At 46.1% G+C, this 16489-nt stretch carries 16 protein-coding genes; 13 read left to right on the plus strand and 3 right to left on the minus strand.

The annotated features are described in order from the left end of the window. Positions 1–822: 822 nt before the first annotated feature. A complete protein-coding gene (locus A4U59_RS12830; protein ID WP_245680555.1) occupies positions 823–1776 on the minus strand; it encodes a ketopantoate reductase family protein in 954 nt (317 codons plus the stop codon). A 155-nt stretch (positions 1777–1931) separates the two neighbouring features. Between A4U59_RS12830 and A4U59_RS12835 the strand changes: the two genes are divergently transcribed. From A4U59_RS12835 to A4U59_RS12865, 7 genes are all read left to right on the plus strand, one after another. Then, on the plus strand, positions 1932–2669 hold the full coding sequence (locus A4U59_RS12835) for an SDR family oxidoreductase (RefSeq protein WP_066173960.1): 738 nt from the start codon (positions 1932–1934) through the stop codon (positions 2667–2669). Continuing rightward, positions 2659–3696 (plus strand): S-adenosylmethionine:tRNA ribosyltransferase-isomerase, encoded by a 1038-nt coding sequence (locus A4U59_RS12840; protein ID WP_066173963.1) that lies wholly within the window; start codon positions 2659–2661, stop codon positions 3694–3696. The genes A4U59_RS12835 and A4U59_RS12840 overlap by 11 nt, the downstream gene beginning before the upstream one ends. Continuing rightward, a complete protein-coding gene (locus tag A4U59_RS12845) occupies positions 3696–4055 on the plus strand; it encodes a VOC family protein (RefSeq protein WP_066173966.1) in 360 nt (119 codons plus the stop codon). The genes A4U59_RS12840 and A4U59_RS12845 overlap by 1 nt, the downstream gene beginning before the upstream one ends. Before the next feature lie 328 nt (positions 4056–4383). Further along, entirely contained in the window at positions 4384–5487 is a 1104-nt protein-coding gene (gene desB, locus A4U59_RS12850) for a Delta(10) desaturase DesB (protein WP_066173969.1), read from the plus strand. Between the two features lie 374 nt (positions 5488–5861). Beyond that, positions 5862–7385 carry an alkaline phosphatase gene (locus A4U59_RS12855; RefSeq protein WP_066173972.1) on the plus strand — a complete coding sequence of 508 codons (1524 nt, stop codon included), beginning with the start codon at positions 5862–5864 and terminating at the stop codon, positions 7383–7385. Positions 7386–7769: 384 nt separating this feature from the next. After that, positions 7770–9005 (plus strand): hemolysin family protein, encoded by a 1236-nt coding sequence (locus A4U59_RS12860; protein WP_066174006.1) that lies wholly within the window; start codon positions 7770–7772, stop codon positions 9003–9005. A 77-nt stretch (positions 9006–9082) separates the two neighbouring features. Then, positions 9083–9607, plus strand: coding sequence for a hypothetical protein (locus tag A4U59_RS12865; RefSeq protein WP_169823961.1), 525 nt, complete (start codon positions 9083–9085; stop codon positions 9605–9607). Positions 9608–9687: 80 nt separating this feature from the next. On the opposite strand, the gene A4U59_RS12870 is transcribed toward A4U59_RS12865, so the two are convergent. Continuing rightward, a complete protein-coding gene (locus A4U59_RS12870; protein ID WP_066173978.1) occupies positions 9688–10179 on the minus strand; it encodes a CotY/CotZ family spore coat protein in 492 nt (163 codons plus the stop codon). A 239-nt stretch (positions 10180–10418) separates the two neighbouring features. On the opposite strand from A4U59_RS12870, the gene A4U59_RS12875 reads away from it, so the two are divergent. Then, positions 10419–10931, plus strand: a complete 513-nt coding sequence (locus tag A4U59_RS12875; protein WP_066173981.1) for a DUF421 domain-containing protein — start codon at positions 10419–10421, stop codon at positions 10929–10931. Positions 10932–11123: 192 nt separating this feature from the next. After that, positions 11124–11447 (plus strand): YrhK family protein, encoded by a 324-nt coding sequence (locus A4U59_RS12880; RefSeq protein WP_066173984.1) that lies wholly within the window; start codon positions 11124–11126, stop codon positions 11445–11447. Positions 11448–11893: 446 nt separating this feature from the next. Here A4U59_RS12880 and A4U59_RS12885 read toward each other — a convergent pair whose 3' ends face one another. Beyond that, a complete protein-coding gene (locus A4U59_RS12885) occupies positions 11894–12115 on the minus strand; it encodes a hypothetical protein (protein ID WP_066173987.1) in 222 nt (73 codons plus the stop codon). 157 nt (positions 12116–12272) lie between these two features. Here A4U59_RS12885 and A4U59_RS12890 point away from each other — a divergent pair, with 157 nt between their 5' ends. The 4 genes from A4U59_RS12890 to A4U59_RS12905 all read left to right on the plus strand — a co-directional run bounded on the left by A4U59_RS12890 (position 12273) and on the right by A4U59_RS12905 (position 16235). Further along, positions 12273–13472: a quaternary amine ABC transporter ATP-binding protein gene (locus tag A4U59_RS12890; RefSeq protein WP_066173990.1), complete on the plus strand. Its 1200-nt coding sequence runs from the start codon at positions 12273–12275 to the stop codon at positions 13470–13472. Then, the gene (locus A4U59_RS12895) at positions 13469–14299 is read left to right on the plus strand and encodes an ABC transporter permease (protein ID WP_066173993.1); all 831 of its coding nucleotides are present in this window, start codon (positions 13469–13471) and stop codon (positions 14297–14299) included. The genes A4U59_RS12890 and A4U59_RS12895 overlap by 4 nt, the downstream gene beginning before the upstream one ends. An 18-nt stretch (positions 14300–14317) precedes the next feature. After that, positions 14318–15202, plus strand: coding sequence for a glycine betaine ABC transporter substrate-binding protein (locus tag A4U59_RS12900; RefSeq protein WP_066173999.1), 885 nt, complete (start codon positions 14318–14320; stop codon positions 15200–15202). A gap of 184 nt (positions 15203–15386) precedes the next feature. Next, positions 15387–16235, plus strand: coding sequence for a YitT family protein (locus A4U59_RS12905; protein ID WP_066174002.1), 849 nt, complete (start codon positions 15387–15389; stop codon positions 16233–16235). The last annotated feature ends 254 nt before the right edge of the window (positions 16236–16489 follow it).

The raw sequence follows: 16489 nt of genomic DNA on the forward strand, positions 1-16489 counted from the left end.
CGCGAAAACGGCGGTGTTCGGCGTGAACCAGGCGGTATTCGGCGCGAAAACACGGCTGAACCGCGTGAAAACAGTCTCCCACATGTAATGCGCAGCCCTCTCCGCGCGAAAACAGTCTCCCTCATGTAATGTGCAGCCCTCTCCGTGTGAAAAGCAGCAATTTCGGTAAGAACACCCAGGTAATAGGCATGAAATAAAGCGGCTCCGGTTCGGAAAACAGGAATACTGGCGCGCGTGAAACCGGGCGGTTACCGCGTGAAACGCATGAGTTATGGCGTGAAAGCGAGGGTTTGGCGTGAAAAGGCAAGAGTTCGGCGCGAAAACGGCGGTGTTCGGCGTGAACCAGGCGGTATTCGGCGCGAAAACACGGCTGAACCGCGTGAAAACAGTCTCCCACATGTAATGCGCAGCCCTCTTCGCGTGAAAGCAGTTACTTCATTTTGTAATGCGCAGCCCTTCCGCGTGAAAACCGGCAGTTCTGGCATGAAACAGCTTGTATTGGGCGTGAAACCCTCGCTGTATCGCGCGAAACCGCACTAACGCCGAGCCAAACGACTGTACTCCCGCACATAATCCGCCAGCTTCCGTGCATATTCCTGCTATCTGGCCTGAACGAGCATCAAACAGCGATAGACAAAAGTGTCCTGCCTAAAATCCCCGCCTGAACACTTGGAACTGACCGGCCAGAGCGGAAACTCCTTTCATATGGCATGAAATTGCCTGAAAGGAAGCGGTTTCTCCTTCTGAAGAACACGGCCACACAAAATAAAAAGCCCTCCGCCGTCTTTTAAAGCAAGTCCGGCAAGAGGGGGAGTACCTGTTTCAGCTATTTTCATAAGGTTTCAATAAAGCATAAATTGTCTCAACATGAGGCAGGTTCACGCCTTTTTGCCGGCCGAGGCGCAGCGCTCCGCCTAGCAGGTGCTCCACTTCAATTGTCTGGCCTTTGCGTCGGTCCTGATGCATGGAGGATGTGGCTTCATCGGGGAAAGAACGGAACTTTTCCATTGCCTGCTCCACATGGTTTTCCGTCAATTCGATTCCATGGGCATGTGCCAGCTGCTTCATTTCCTCCAGGGCGGACTGGATTAAATCCATTGCCGCAGGATGGGAACGGACCGTGCCAATCGGGAAGTTTCCGGCTGCAGTTACACCGGAAAATGCGGTAATGAACATATACTTGTTCCATAGTTCGGTAAGGATGTCTTCAGATTGAATACCGTGCAGATTTGCTGTCTCATTCAGCTGCTGCAGCTGGCTGCAAACTTCTTTCTGGGAAGGATGGAGCGGTCCGAATACGAGATTATGGATGTCGCTTGTGTGAATGACATGGCCCATGTCATCCAGCGTTGCGATAATATAGACCAGGCCGCCGATGACCGCTTCTTCACCGAGTTCTTCTTTCAGAATATCCAGGTGCTCGATCCCGTTCAGGACCGGCAGCACTTTCGCTCCTTTTTCAGTCATTTCTTTCAACACGGAAAGGGTGCCTTCCAGATGGTATCCTTTAACAGCGAGGAAGACAATATCCACATGAGGCATATTGCCGGTGTTTCCGGCTTGAATGATGTCCGGTTCAGGCACAGTGTAGTCGCCTTTGACGCTATGTATAGACAGACCGTTTTCAGACAGCTGTTCCGCACGCTTTGGACGCACAATGTACGATACGTCGGCGCCGGCTTCCTGCCATCTACCGCCGAAATAACCGCCAAGGGCCCCTGCTCCCATAATTGCAATTTTCAACTTGATCGCTCTCCCTTTCTTTTTCTTAATCATACCATTTTCCGAATCATCAAAAAACGGACACTCAAACTTTAGTCTTAGAAATAATACAGACCAATTATGCGCAGACAGTTCACTCCTTTATATGATTTCAGCAGTGCCGGGGTTTTTTACAATGAAACTAACAACAAATTGAAAGGGGAATGACGATGAAACAATCGAAAACAGTAATGATCACAGGAGCATCAAAAGGGCTGGGGAGGGCACTGGCGCTGGCTTTTGCCAGGCAGAGGGTGAAGCTTGCCCTTTGTTCAAGGAATGAAGAGAACCTTCAGCAGGTGAAGGATGAAGCGGAAAAGTTCGGAGCGGAGGTTGTGGCGGTTGCGGCTGATGTCTCAAAGCCCTGGGATGTGGATCGGTTTGTATCGATTGCTGAGGCCGCTTTCGGGAAGATTGATGTATTGATCAACAATGCATCCATTTTCGGGCCGGGGCCGACACTTCTTGCTGATTACCAGCCGGAAGTTTTTTCGGAGGTGATGAATGTGAATGTCATGAATCCCTTTTTGGTGACAAAACGGGTTCTGCCGGGAATGCTGGCGCGCAAGGAAGGCTCCATCATCAATTTGACATCAGAAGCTGGAAAAACGGGTTTTGGCGAGTGGGGTGCATACGGCGTATCAAAGTTTGCGGTCGAAGGGCTTACACAAACGTGGGCGGATGAACTGGAAGGAACAGGAGTCCGGATGAATATGGTCGATCCCGGGGAAATGGATACGGATATGCATGAACAAGCGGTGCCCGGGTGTGATTATGAGCTTGCAGATCCGAAAGATTGTACGGGTGTCTTTTTGTATCTTGCATCTGCTGAAGCGTATGAGGTGAACGGCCGGCGGTTTGAGGCGCAGGTTTCGGCCGGGGAAGAGGTGCCGTATTATGGAAGCTGAAATACAGAGCTTTCAAATCCCGGATCACTTGAACGCTGCCGTTCCGGCCGAAAAACGCCTAAATAAGACAAGGGATGATGTCAGGATGCTTGTTCTCGGCCGCCGCACTGGCCACCGGATTCATGACCATTTTTACAGTCTTGTGAACTACCTGGAAGCAGGAGATGTCCTTGTTCTGAATAACAGCCGGACAATACCTCCCGTTTTAAAAGGGATGCAAAACGGCAGGGTGATTGAAACCAGACTATCAAGACGCATTTCCAATACATGCTGGGAAGCATTTTTGCCGGGAAAAGTGGTCAGTGCGGGGGAACCGATTCAATTTCCCGGCGGTATCAAGGCAATTGCCGCGGGAAAAGGAAGTGAAGCTCCGCTTGTACGCCTTCTTTTTTCCGAAGGAGGTCCGGCACTCTGGAATATGATTTATAAATACGGGGAACCGGTCCGATATGAATATATTGATAGCGATTTGCCGCTCGATACTTACCAGACCGTATATGCATCAGTACCGGGGTCTGTGGAAATGCCTTCAGCTGGAAGAGCGTTCACCTGGAAACTGTTGAACGGGCTTCAGAAAAAAGGTGTGAAGATCACGTTTTTGCAGCTTCATGCCGGTCTGAGCTACTATGAAAACAACCGATGGCCCGACCCGGGCAGCCGCCCTGAATCTTATCATATTCCGGCAGAAACCGCCCAACTTATAAATGAGGCAAGGGAAAAAGGAAAGAGGATCATCGCAGCAGGAACAACCGCAGTACGGGCACTGGAGACAGCGGCGGCCAGAAATGGGACCGTCAAAGCAGGCGGTGGAGAAACAACGCTGTATATCCACGGGGATTACCGGTTGAAGACGGTTGATGGGCTTTTAACGGGCTTTCATGAACCGGAGGCGAGCCACCTTCACATGCTCACAGCATTCGTAAAAGAAGGCAGGTTATTAAAGACATACCGTGAAGCATTACAAAAAGGATATCTATGGCATGAATTTGGTGATATGAATCTTATTTTGCCGGAGGTGGACCAGTAATGAAGTGGCATCATGCCGGAATAGAAACGGAGTGCCTGGATGAGTCGGCGGCCTTTTACAGTGCCATGTTCGGGTTCCACAGCGTAAAACGCCTGCAGCTGCTGGGTGAATCATTGATTTTCATGCGTATTCACGACATTACGATTGAACTTGTGGAGCGTACGGCTTCTCATGCCGGAGGAGGAAGTCCCGTTCATCTTGCCTGGGAGGTTGATGATCTGGATCGTGAAATGGAAGCCCTGGAGAAGAAAGGATTAATCCCATCGGAAGGGCCATTCGCTGCGGAGAATGGGTGGAAAGTCGCTTTTTATGAAGGGCCGGGGGCAGAAGTGATTGAGCTGGTGGAAACAAACAAATAAAAATGATGAAGGTCAGGCATAAGCGCTTGATCTTTTTTATTATTATAGAATATCAATATTATGATCTTTTTAAAGGGCATAATTAGGGCCGTAACGGTGAAAGTGTTGATTTTATTATATTAGATTACTTATAGTTACTAATTCATATAACCTGGTTATAATTATGCATTGAAAAGTAAAAGAAACGCTGATAGGATGAGAATAGCTGACAAACCTTTACCTGAATCAGATCAAGATTAAACGTTTTGATCCAAAAAAATCCGGGAATAATTTGGTAGCTAATTTACCACACTGATATACAGAAGAGGAATAGAAGGGAGTTATCTTTGTGAAAGATCTTCATACGTTTGGCTGGTATGCAAAGCGTCTCACCCCGCATCTTCCGAAATATGCGTTCAAACCGGTTCCAGCAAGGCTCTGGGGTGGACTGGCTTATCTGGCGATTGTTGTAGCAGGCATCCTGGCAATCGGGGTGTTCGACCTCCATATCACATTGAATCTCGGAATTGCAATTGTATTGGGGGCAAGCTTTGCCGGAATGGGATTTCTAGGACACGAAATTTTGCACGGAACCGTTGTCAGAAAAGCATGGCTCCGCAACTTTCTAGGTGCTGTGGCCTTCTGGCCATTGAGTACTGGCCCGCGCTTATGGAGAAAATGGCATAACCTGACCCATCATGTTCACACTCAGAATGAAGAACATGACCCGGATGCATGGCCGACTTTGGAGAAGCTTGCGCAAAGCCGCATGCTTCGCTGGATTTATCGGCTGCCGTTTTGGGTGCGTGCCATTTTCGGGTTTTTGACACTGTCCATCCAGTTCACCGCCCATTCTTTTCACATGTTCCTGGTTTACATTAAGGAATTTAATCCCAAGAAGCGGCCTGCCGTCTGGTTCCAGTTTATTCTGCCGTGGGTAACCTGGCTGGGATTGATGTTTTGGATCGGACCGGTAAAATGGCTGTTTGCTTTCTTGATTCCGTTACTGATCGCGAACTTGATTGTTATGGGGTATATTTCTACCAATCACAGGCTGAACCCAATTACCCCTGTGAACGATCCGCTGGCAAATAGCCTGAGCGTTACTGTACCGAAGTGGGTGGATGTTCTGCATTTTAACTTCTCTTACCATACAGAACATCATGTTTTCCCGGGGATGAGTCCAAAGTATTATCCAATGGTAAAGGAACAAATAAAACGGATGTGGCCGGAGCGTTATCATGAAATGCCGATGGGCCGGGCATTGACCGCCCTTATCAAAACACCGCGAGTGTATTACAGGGAAAAAGACCTTGTCGACCCGCGCGGACAGAAAGTATATGGGTCACTTGGCCATGGATTGGACCCAGTGAAAATCAAGCCGCAAAAAGGAAGCATCAAGGAAACTGCAAGCAAGCTGAAAATCCAGCGCCAAAAAGAAAAACTTCAATAATCGAAATCAAAAAAGCCCTGTCCGGGAGAAGTGATCACCGGGCAGGGCTTTTTTTGTTTCCGTATAGGAGTATTAATTGTCAGCAAGAAAGTGTTTCGATGCTGCGTCCAATTTTACAATATAGATAAGGGCAGTTACGTCTTTGTCTGCGCCCGAAACTCGCCATCCGGCGGGTTTTTTATTAATGGTTTTTTGAAAGAGTGACTGCGTCTGTACTCCAGGACCTGATATCTACTTCAGATTCATCAACATTTGCAGGCCTTTAAGACTATGAAGACAAGAATAATTAGGTATTTTGTAAAATTTACAATTTTTTTGCAGTGCAATAGAGTTAGTGGTGAAGTATGGAAAAAATTACTTTGGGAGGGAAAACGATGAAAATAAGATCAAAAGTAATGACAGCAGTTCTATCTGCTGCCCTCGTTGCAGGAAGTTTTGCGGGCGTTACCGGCCTTAATAAGGATTCCGCTGACGCGCTCGGCAAAAATGAGAACGCTTACCATAAAAAACCGAAAAACGTGATTGTCATGGTCGGTGACGGAATGGGACTGGGCCAGATTGAAGTGGCAAGAATGATGGAATACGGCAAAGAGGGCACGCTTAATATGGAAAAACTTGAAAACGTTGCGTTAATGCGTACATATTCAGCGAACAACTTTGTGACGGATTCAGCAGCGGCCGGCACTGCAATTGCGACCGGCACCAAAACGAACAATGAATCAATCGGTGTCGATGCTGATGGAAACGAAGTTGATAGTATCCTGGATTTGTTTAAAGCAAATGGCAAAAAGGTTGGCGTCATTTCCACCAACACGGTAACAGACGCGACTCCCGCTGCGTTCACGGCAAGTGTCGCAAACCGCTGGAGCGGCCAGGAGGAAATTGCCAGGCAGATGCTTGCCAATGAGTATGATGTACTTCTTGGCGGGGGAGCAAATTATTTCAGCCCAAGAAAGCAGGAAGGGGTAGATCTGGTTCAAGAGTACGAACAGAAGGGTTACACCATTGCGACTGACAGGGATGAACTGATGCAAGCCGGCACCCCTGACAAACTGCTGGGCTTGTTTAATTCTTCTTATATGAATTACAAGCTCGATAAAGATGAAATGAATTCGAATGAGCCGACGCTGAACGAAATGACCGATAAGGCGCTTGATGTATTGTCGCAGGATAAAGACGGATTCTTCCTGATGGTAGAAGGCGCACGGATTGACCATGCTGCCCACGCCGCTGATATGGCGGGGGTTTGGAAGGAAACAATCGAATTTGATAATACGGTAAAAGATGTTGTGAACTGGGCAAAACAGCGTAAAGATACACTTGTTGTCGTACTTGCCGACCATGAAACAATGGGTATTTCCGCGGTTGAACCAATGAATATTGAAGCGCTTAAGGAAATTGAAGTTTCTCCGGAGTACATGGCTGCACAGCTTGTCGAAGATGATGCGACAGGAGCGTTTACGGAAGAGAGTGTCAAAGAAATATTCGCAGAGTATGCAAACATTAGCCTGACAAATGAACAGGTTGCCAAATTCAATGAAAACGTAAAAGACTCAGATGGCAAAGTTTATGCAGCATACCGTGTCGGCTGGGAAATTGGAAGTGTCATCGCCGACCATTATGAAGCGGGTGTAGTGGACAGAGAAGTAAGGGAGCAAAGCTCGACCGGAGGCCACACCGGCAACATGGTCCCTGTTTTTGCTACCGGCGCAGGGAGCCTGATTTTTGAAGGTGTCCTTGATAATACCGAAATCGCACAGCTGATCGCTGATGCCGCCCGGCTGAAAGCAGGCAAAGAAGAAAAAGCCGGTAAAAAGGTATCGGCTGGTTTCGAGCTTGAAAATTTGAAGGAAGTATTCGGAATGACTGACAATGCAGCGGCAGAACTCAGCAACTAAATGAAGAAGAGGAACCGGTCCGGAGCGGGCCGGTTTTTTGCTGTGCAGAAAATTGTCAGCAAGGAAACGCTTTGGCGCAACGGACAACTTTAGAATATAGATAAAACAATTGCCCGACTGTTTAGAAAAAAGGCCTTGATATTCACAGCCGGAGCCCGCATTTTATCAAAAAAAGAAAAACAGCCGAATTTGAAAAATATTGCTCTTTTTAAAAGAAAAAACCAAATAAAAAAAAGAAAAACGGCTGGATTTGAAAATAAACCAATCAACAGCAGCCCAACCATGAAAAATATTGTTCAAGTTACTTCCGCTCATTCCCAACCAGTTATCTCTCCCGCTTTTTTGGGTAGAGGGTATTACAACATCTGTGCGGGAGGTATCGATGTGCTGATTGTAATCGTCGTTCTTATTTTTGTCTCAGCATTTTTATCAGGAAGTGAGACTGCCTTGACGGCAGTGAACAAAATGAAGCTCAGGACGAGGGCGGAAAATAATGATAAAAAGGCGAAAAAGCTCCTTGATCTTGTTGCCGAACCGGATAGGATGATCACAAGCATACTGATCGGAAACAATATTTCGAATGTCCTGCTGCCGACACTTGTCACAATGGTAGCTCTTCAATATGATTTCAGTGTCGGTGTGGCAACCGCTATTCTGACAGGCGTCCTAATCCTGTTTGCGGAAGTGACGCCTAAGTCGGTCGCTGCCACTTTTGCAGATAAAATTTCCTTCCTGGTGGCCCCTATCATCGGAGGCCTTGTCTGGCTGCTGACGCCACTGACCTGGCTGCTTTCAAAATTCACTGACCTCATTATAAAAATGATTTCGAAGGGGAATGCGGAGAAAGCTTCTTTCTCAAGGGAAGAATTGAAAACAATGGTGGAAATCGCCTCTGTTGAAGGGACGTTTGAAAAAGAGGAATCCAAACGTATCAAAGGTGTCCTCGACTTTTATCACAGGAATGTCCTGGATGCGATGAAAACACCGCGGCTCGATATGGAAGGAATCCCTTATGATGCCACGTATGATGAAGTACGCAAGATTGTCATGAACAGCAAGCATAACCGCTATCCGGTCTATAAAGGAAATATGGATACGGTAGCAGGGGTTTTCCAGGCAAAACGCCTGCCTGAATGGTCTGTACAGCCTGAGTTAACATTGGAAGATTTCACAGATAAGGCCCTGTTTGTCGTCGGTTCGGCGTCAGTTGAAAAAGTGTTTAAAATGATGCTTAAAGAAAAGCAGCAGCTTGCTATCGTCGTGGATGATTACGGCGGAACAGACGGACTCATTACGAGCGAGGATATTATCGAGGTAATGATTGGCCAGGAACTTGATGACGGCCAGGATGAAGTGCTCATTGATGAAGTGACCAATGACCATATCGTCTGTCACGGGCACCTTCCGCTCAGGCGGTTAAATGAAGTATTCAAAACGAGAATTCCTGAGGAAGAGGATGTTTTATCCGGTTTCATCTTTAAAGAGCTTGGCCATATACCTGAGAAAGGGGAAGAGTTTGATTTTCATCATCTCCATTTTAAACTGACAAAGGTGGAAGGAAACAAGATAAAGCAAGTGAAAATCACGAAAGAGGCTGTGGAAGAAGATGATGAAATCTAGCTGTCCTCCGGGCACGAGCCTTTCGAAGGTTTTAAGCCCGCTTGATAGGCTATAATGAAAGAAAACGTAATGTAAGGATGAAAGCTGTGTTCGATCCGACTGTGTATGAAAATTTGAAAGTTATAGTAGAAGGTGCTGTCTATGATTTGGACCTGGAAGGGCCATTGACGGTCAAGAGCCGGGCGGATAATGTGGACCTTGCTTCTTTTTCAAGACTGTATGAGGTTGTTTTTCAACATGAAGAGGCACCAGGCATCTCAGCGAAACTATCGCTTCACGCCGATGTGGAATCATTTACGGATGAGGTGATTCACCAAAAAGAGCAGGCAGGCTGCAATCTGTCCATCTCCTTTTATACAGGGCAGAAACATGTGGAAACGTGCGGGCTGATTGAAAAAAAGCTTGAAAAAATCTGGTCGGGAAGACCAAAGATCACACAGAAACTATCGTTTATCTACCAATCTGAAAACATGTATCAGAATCTCATTATCATAAATTTTGGCCGCCGGATCACGGAAGATCAGATTGACGATATTCCATCTTTGCTAGAGCATACGATGGAATCGCTTAAGGGAATCAGCAAGATAATAAAAGAGGATTAAAGAAATAAAAAAGGGCGGTTCCTTTATCGGAACCGCCTTTTTTATGGGGAAGAAATCATTTTTGGCGCGGTGTCAACGGTTTAGTCGATGTTTACTGCAGGCAGGCAGCTGATTCCGCAGAAGCAGTTCAAGTCTACTGTGAGGCAAACGCCAGTCGCTTCAAGTGACCGGATTGAATTACCCGGGAACTCGTCGCACGGGTCGGAAGAATTGCACTTGCTGCCCTCAGATGCAGAAGGTGCAGCAGTACTTGTTTCAAGCAGTTCAATTACCGCACAGCAATCGTCATCCACTGACTTTACGCGGAACACAAAGCCTTGAAAGCAATTGAGGAAGGTATTTCCGCCGGACCTCTCCCTTTTTACGCCGAAACCTTCAAAAGGTTTGCAGTCTCCTTTACAGAATAGGATAAAAGGTACGGTATTGAAGTCGCTTACCGGTGATGTTCCAAGCAAGTCACGGATGGAGCGGTCGCAGCTGACATCGCAGCAGTCATCTAAGAGTGAATCTTGTACGCTGGCGATTTCTCTCAGTTTGTCACAGACGCAGTTTTCACCTTTGCTACAGCTCATGTTAAGAATCATCTCCTTTGGTATTTTTTAGTCTTGCACTAACAGACTATGGAAAAGGAGATATTTGGTATGGGGAAATGTCCATAAACTTAAAGATTATATGTGAATGCATCCAAAAATGTGCTTGTATCCCGGGATATTCGTGGAAAAATGGGCAGGATGCCTTTGAGGAAGCGGATGCCCGCACGATTAAAAAGCTTATTCGGTGGGTACTTCATAGATAGAGAGGAGAGATCAGGTTGTTTTTTGATACATGGACAGACATCGGCCGGCTGGTGATCGTTTCAATTCTCGCCTATTTTGCCCTTGTATTTCTGCTCCGTATATCCGGAAAACGGACACTTTCAAAGATGAATGCATTCGACCTTGTTGTTACAGTCGCCATCGGTTCGACATTAGCGACCATCCTGTTGAACAAAAAAGTATCCATTGCGGAAGGGTTGACCGCGTTTGCCATGCTTATCGGCCTGCAGTACATTGTCGCATGGCTATCAGTCAGATCGAAGACGGTCGGAAATTTGATTAAGGATGAACCGCAGCTCCTATACTATGGAGGCATCTATATCCGTGATGCCATGAAAAAGGAGCGTATACTCGATGTGGAAATTCTGCAGGCTGCCCGTACACAGGGGGTTGACAGCATGAAAAAGGTTGAAGCTGTTGTGCTGGAAACAGATGGGAGCATATCGATTATTAAGAAATCGGATAAAACAGGGAAAAGCACACTGGATAACGTGGAAGGTGCCAGATAGTATTTGGAGCGGCAGTAGAAAAAAGGCATTTGAAAACGATAGGAATACATGGCAGAAGAAGGAAAGATCTTCTGCTTTTTATATTGGTTAAAAACGGGAAAAGGTTAGCGTAAAACGAACCTTGAGGAAACTTGTATCACTATCATTATAAATTTCCAGGTATTATTTTCGGCGACGGAAGGAGAGGAAAATATGGGAGAAGAAAGTAATGAGAATCAACAGGAACAGCAAGATAAGGACCCGGATCTTTATATCCCCCTCGGGAAACATGAAATCATCATTAACCGCCGCTATGAGTTTTTATATTACTTGAACGATTTTTTGATATCCGCTGGTTTTTTAACCGGCAGTATTCTATATCTGAATAAGGAATTACAAGTCTATGGTACGTGGTTATTCATTTTCGGCAGTATACAGCTGCTGATCCGGCCGCTTATTCGTTTAAGCCGAAAAATCCACCTGACAAGGGTGAATTCAGATATAGAGGACAGCACCAATAGACATACGTATCACTAACCTGCCAATTATTGCTAAAAAGCATCAGGAAGTGTGCGCTTTGCTTTTGAATAAGGTGATGGCTGTATTTTTTTTGAGGAAATTTCCCGGGTAATGAGGATATTGATCAGATAAAAAGAGAAATCGCAGAAGACTGTCTGGAAATAGCAGGCAGTTCTGCGGAGAAACAATAAAATCAGCGCAAAAAACCAAGTATGGAATCACAGGGATTTTATGGATGGAATAAGTCCTATAACGAAAAAGAGCTGAGAGTCTTTAACTCTGAGCTTTTTTCGTATTGATGGCTGTGTGATTAATCATTGAATACAATTGTTGTTCAGCCTGGGCAGCAGTGATTTTATCCGCACTACCTGAATTACTTGGGAAAACGGGCCAGCCTTGTCAATGCGCCTCTGCCTGCCAAACGTCATCAAACATTTGCTTAACCATGATTGTCAATTGCAGAGTTATCTTCCCTCGATACTATTCCAGGTCTTGCCGTCCACTGAATTTCTGACCGTATACCCCTCTACAGCAGAACTTTGACCAGTGCCGTTTTCGATACTTTCCGGCAATGCACCAAAACCAGAGTCAATTACATCCTGAATAATTGCCGGATTATCCGTTTCCTTGCGTACGGATTGGATTTCCTGCTGATATAAAGCCTGTTTCCGCTTGCGTGCCATCATGACATTCCTCCTTCAAATAGTGTGGGATGTTTTTTAGTATGCAGAAAAATGCACCAAGCATACGATTTGGTCAGCAGAAAAAAGTGTCTTTCATGCATGTAAGCTGCCGGCAAAGCAAATAGTAAATGTAGACATTGCCGCCAAAGGAGAAACGCCTATGGATAAAATTGAAGTGAGGAATATTACGAAAATCTTTGGTTCCAATCCAAAGGAAGGACAAGAAAGACTGGGAAAAGGCCAGTCAAAACAGCAAATTTTAGAGGAAACCGGTTTGACTGTCGGGGTGAATCAAGCTTCCTTTACAGTAAAACAAGGAGAATTCTTCGTCATCATGGGGCTGTCCGGCAGCGGTAAGTCAACGCTTATCCGATTAATTAACAGGCTCATTGAACCTACAGGAGGCGAAGTGCTGATCGACGGAGAGGATATTACCAAAATGGATAAGCAAACTCTTTTGAAAACAAGAAGGAAAAAGCTTGGAATGGTTTTTCAGAAGTTTGGACTGCTTCCGCACCGGACTGTCCTTGATAATGTCGAATTCGGCCTTGAAATTCAGGGGTCTTCTAAAGAAGAGCGGCAGGAAGCGGCACAGAAATCGATAGAGGCAGTTGGGCTGAAAGGATACGAGGGGAGCTTTCCGAGTGAATTGAGCGGCGGAATGCAGCAGCGGGTGGGGCTTGCAAGGGCCCTGGCCAGTGATACAGATATTTTGCTGATGGATGAAGCTTTCAGTGCACTTGATCCATTGATTCGTAAGGAAATGCAGGATGAAATCCTAAATCTGCAGAACAAGCTGCATAAAACAATCATATTTATTACGCACGACCTGGATGAAGCATTAAAGCTTGGTGACCGCATTGCAATCATGAAAGATGGTGTCATTGTCCAAATCGGCACATCAGAAGAAATCCTTGAAAACCCGGCAAATGAATATGTTTCAAATTTTGTGGAGGATGTAGATCGCTCCAAGGTGCTGGTCGCCTCCAACATCATGAAAAAGCCGGATGTCATCACTACGTGGAAGGATGGTCCGCGTGTAGCGGTCCGAAAAATGGAAGAGGCCGGCGTGTCCAGCATTTTTGTTGTTGATAAAGATAAAAAGCTTAAAGGCCTGTTGACGATTGATGATGCTGTGAAGGCCATCAATGAGAATAAGTGGGTTGAGGATTCACTTGTCCATGATTATCACGTTACTTCACCCGAGACCCCACTTAATGATTTATTCGCTCTGGCAGCAGATACGAAATATCCGCTAGCGGTTGTAGAGGATGGCCAATTAGAAGGAATTATAGTCAGGGTATCGATTCTGTCGGGATTAATTTTAGGTAAAGAGGAAGCGGGGGTGGAAAACGGATGAACTATTTCGACTTGCCGCTTGAAGAATGGACAAATTCGTTTGTGAATGATTGGCTTATTCCTGTTATGGGCGACTTTTTTAATACTGTAAGCAACATTATCGGCTGGTTTGTCGAGGCTGTCACCAATCTGTTCACTGTCTTGCCTGCTGAAGTTATGGCCCTTGTTTTAATCGCTCTGTCGTGGAAATTTGCGGGAAAAGGGGTTGCTCTTTTTACACTTATCGGAACTTTGTATCTCGGAGCCGTTGATTTGTGGCCGGATGCCATGCAGACGCTTGCGGTTGTCATAGTTGCGACACTGTTTTCAATTATGCTCGGTGTCCCGATCGGCATTCTGGCTGCCAAATCTGAAGTGATCAACAACATCGTGCGGCCCGTGCTGGACTTTATGCAGACATTGCCCAGTTTCGTCTACTTGATACCGGCGATTCTCCTTTTCGGTCTGGGTGGTGTTCCTGCTGTCATTTCAACTTTCGTGTTTGCAACGCCGCCGGCTGTACGTATGACAGCACTTGGGATCAGGCAGGTCCCATCAGATGTGGTGGAGGCGGCCCGGGCATTTGGTGCGACCTCGTGGCAGCTCCTTATGAAAGTCCAGCTGCCGATGGCAGTACCGACCATTATGGCAGGCGTTAATCAGACGATCATGCTTGCCCTGTCAATGGCCGTCATTGCCTCGATGATTGGGGCTCCAGGCCTCGGTTCAATTGTTCTTGCCGGGATATCGAGCGTCAATGTCGGTCTCGGACTTGTCGGCGGTTTGGGTATAGTCGTGCTTGCGATTATACTTGACCGGATTACGCAGGGTCTTGGTGAGAAAAGTTAAAAAGAAGGAGATGAAGATATGAAAAAATATTGGATGTTAAGTTTTGTTTTCTCTTTAGCTGTTTTCATTAGCGGCTGTGCAGCCGGTAATGAGGAAGGAAATGGCGGAGGAGAAGAAGCGGCGGACGGAAAAGATCAGACGATCACGTTTGGTGTGACACCATGGACAAGCACTGTCCCGCCGACAAAGATTGCCCGTGCCCTTTTGGAAGACATGGGATATACAGTGAAAGAAATTAAAGCAGATGCAGGCGGTGTCTACACAGGGCTTTCCAGAGGAGATATTGATGTATTCATGGATGCCTGGCTGCCTGATTTGCACAGAAACTACATGGACAAGTTTGGGGAAAACATTGATGATACATCTGTCAGCTATCCTGACGGGGAACTCGGCTGGGTTATCCCTTCATATGTGGAAGGTATAGAGTCCGTAGAAGACATTAAAGGACAGGAAGACAAATTTGACGGAAAAATTTACGGTATTGAAGAAGGGGCCGGAATGACAGTCACCTCTAAAGAAATGATCGAGGATTACGGGCTAGACCTTGAATATGTAGCATCCAGTGAAGCGGGGATGCTGGCAGAGGCCTCACGGCTGATGAAAAATGAAGAACCCGTCATTTTTCTCGGCTGGCGGCCGCACCCGATGTTTGTTGATTATGACCTGAAAGTCCTGAAAGACCCTAAAGAGTTTTTTAAAACTTCCGAAGTCCACGTCCTTACAAACAAGGAGCTGAAGGATAAAGCACCGGAAGCATACGATTTCTTGAGCAATTGGAATATCGATGTGGGCGATATAGAAAATATGATTGTGGAGATAGACAACGGCAAAGAACCTGAAGAAGTGGCCCAGGGGTGGATCGATGCCAATAAAGAAAAAGTGAATGAAATGAAGCCTGAATGAAAGGGAACCTGGCTGGTGTGGGACTGGCCAGGTTCCCTTGTTTCATTATTAAGAAAATTTGTATTTTAGCAAAAGAAACACTTTCGTAATATTTTTTCGTCCTTATGTGTTTACAAAGCATTCTATCCCTATTATAATCCCGTTGTTATCATATTTAATCGTGATGAAAGCGGGGGAAAAGATTATGCTGAAAAACCTTCAATCTCTAACACTTCTCCATCTAGGCGCATTTTTAGTTGCAGTGAACGTTCACTTCATTCTCTCGCCTAATACACTGGCAACAGGAGGAGTCAGCGGACTTGCCATTCTTTTGAATGATTTGGTGCCGGGTCTTACCATCGGGGCCTTTATGATGATCACCAATATCGTTTTATTTATAATCGGATTCATTTTCATCGGCTTCGGTTTCGGAGCGAAAACGATATATACAAGTTTTATGTTGTCTTTTATGGTGTGGTTTCTTGAATATGCGGCACCGCTGTCTGCACCTCTCAGTGAAGATATTCTCGTGCAGCTTATTCTCGGTCAGTGTATCGGCGCCATCGGGATTGCCCTCGTTTTGCACGGAGGCGCATCAACAGGCGGGACTGACATTATCGCCATGATCTTAAATAAGTATTTTTCGATTGAAATGGGTCGCGGCCTGCTGCTATCCGACTTTGCGATTGCCGGTTCGTCTTTTTTTATTTTTGGCCCGGAGATTGGGATGTATGCCATTTTTGGCGTTGTGTTGAACGGCCTTGTCATCGACTACACGCTTACTCATTTTAACGAAAATAAAGAAGTCGTCATCATCAGCAGCCATAGTGAAGAAATCCGCCAATTCATCGTAAGTGAACTTGGGCAGGGCGCGACAATCCATTATGCGAGAGGCGCGTTTACGGCAGATGAGAAAGAAGTCATCACCACCATCCTTAACCGAAAGAATTTTTCAAGGCTGAAAAAGTATATTACGGCTGTGGATCAGCAGGCGTTCATCACCGTCCACGCCATGCATGAAATACTCGGCCAAAATTTCAAGCGGCTTGCTTAAAGCCAGGCTTTGTGAAAGTAACGGGTTGAGAGTCCAAAACAGTAAATCGAACACCAACTGGCAGTCCAATTAGAATAAGAATTGGGCTGCTTATTTTTATTGAGGGGAACAGTATTCAATTATCGGGGCAGGATTGTGGAAGAAGGAGAACGGAGATATTGCATTTTGAAATGAGTAGGTTCGGCCTGGGGACATCGGCAGTTCATTGTCTATAAATGATGGAAAGACACCAATATAGGCACGCCCCTCCGCTT

Origin of the sequence: Bacillus marinisedimentorum (assembly GCF_001644195.2) — a bacterium.
GTDB lineage: Bacteria > Bacillota > Bacilli > Bacillales > Bacillaceae_O > Bacillus_BL > Bacillus_BL marinisedimentorum.

Bases quoted from the DNA above. Each gene is read 5' to 3' on its own strand.
- A4U59_RS12890 (WP_066173990.1), top strand. From the start codon at position 12,273: ATGGATAAAATTGAAGTGAGGAATATTACGAAAATCTTTGGTTCCAAT.
- A4U59_RS12845 (WP_066173966.1), top strand. From the start codon at position 3,696: ATGAAGTGGCATCATGCCGGAATAGAAACGGAGTGCCTGGATGAGTCG.
- A4U59_RS12905 (WP_066174002.1), top strand. From the start codon at position 15,387: ATGCTGAAAAACCTTCAATCTCTAACACTTCTCCATCTAGGCGCATTT.
- A4U59_RS12840 (WP_066173963.1), top strand. From the start codon at position 2,659: ATGGAAGCTGAAATACAGAGCTTTCAAATCCCGGATCACTTGAACGCT.
- A4U59_RS12835 (WP_066173960.1), top strand. From the start codon at position 1,932: ATGAAACAATCGAAAACAGTAATGATCACAGGAGCATCAAAAGGGCTG.
- A4U59_RS12830 (WP_245680555.1), bottom strand. From the start codon at position 1,776: ATGATTAAGAAAAAGAAAGGGAGAGCGATCAAGTTGAAAATTGCAATT.
- A4U59_RS12865 (WP_169823961.1), top strand. From the start codon at position 9,083: ATGAAAGCTGTGTTCGATCCGACTGTGTATGAAAATTTGAAAGTTATA.
- A4U59_RS12870 (WP_066173978.1), bottom strand. From the start codon at position 10,179: ATGAGCTGTAGCAAAGGTGAAAACTGCGTCTGTGACAAACTGAGAGAA.
- A4U59_RS12880 (WP_066173984.1), top strand. From the start codon at position 11,124: ATGGGAGAAGAAAGTAATGAGAATCAACAGGAACAGCAAGATAAGGAC.
- A4U59_RS12895 (WP_066173993.1), top strand. From the start codon at position 13,469: ATGAACTATTTCGACTTGCCGCTTGAAGAATGGACAAATTCGTTTGTG.
- A4U59_RS12885 (WP_066173987.1), bottom strand. From the start codon at position 12,115: ATGATGGCACGCAAGCGGAAACAGGCTTTATATCAGCAGGAAATCCAA.
- A4U59_RS12855 (WP_066173972.1), top strand. From the start codon at position 5,862: ATGAAAATAAGATCAAAAGTAATGACAGCAGTTCTATCTGCTGCCCTC.
- A4U59_RS12900 (WP_066173999.1), top strand. From the start codon at position 14,318: ATGAAAAAATATTGGATGTTAAGTTTTGTTTTCTCTTTAGCTGTTTTC.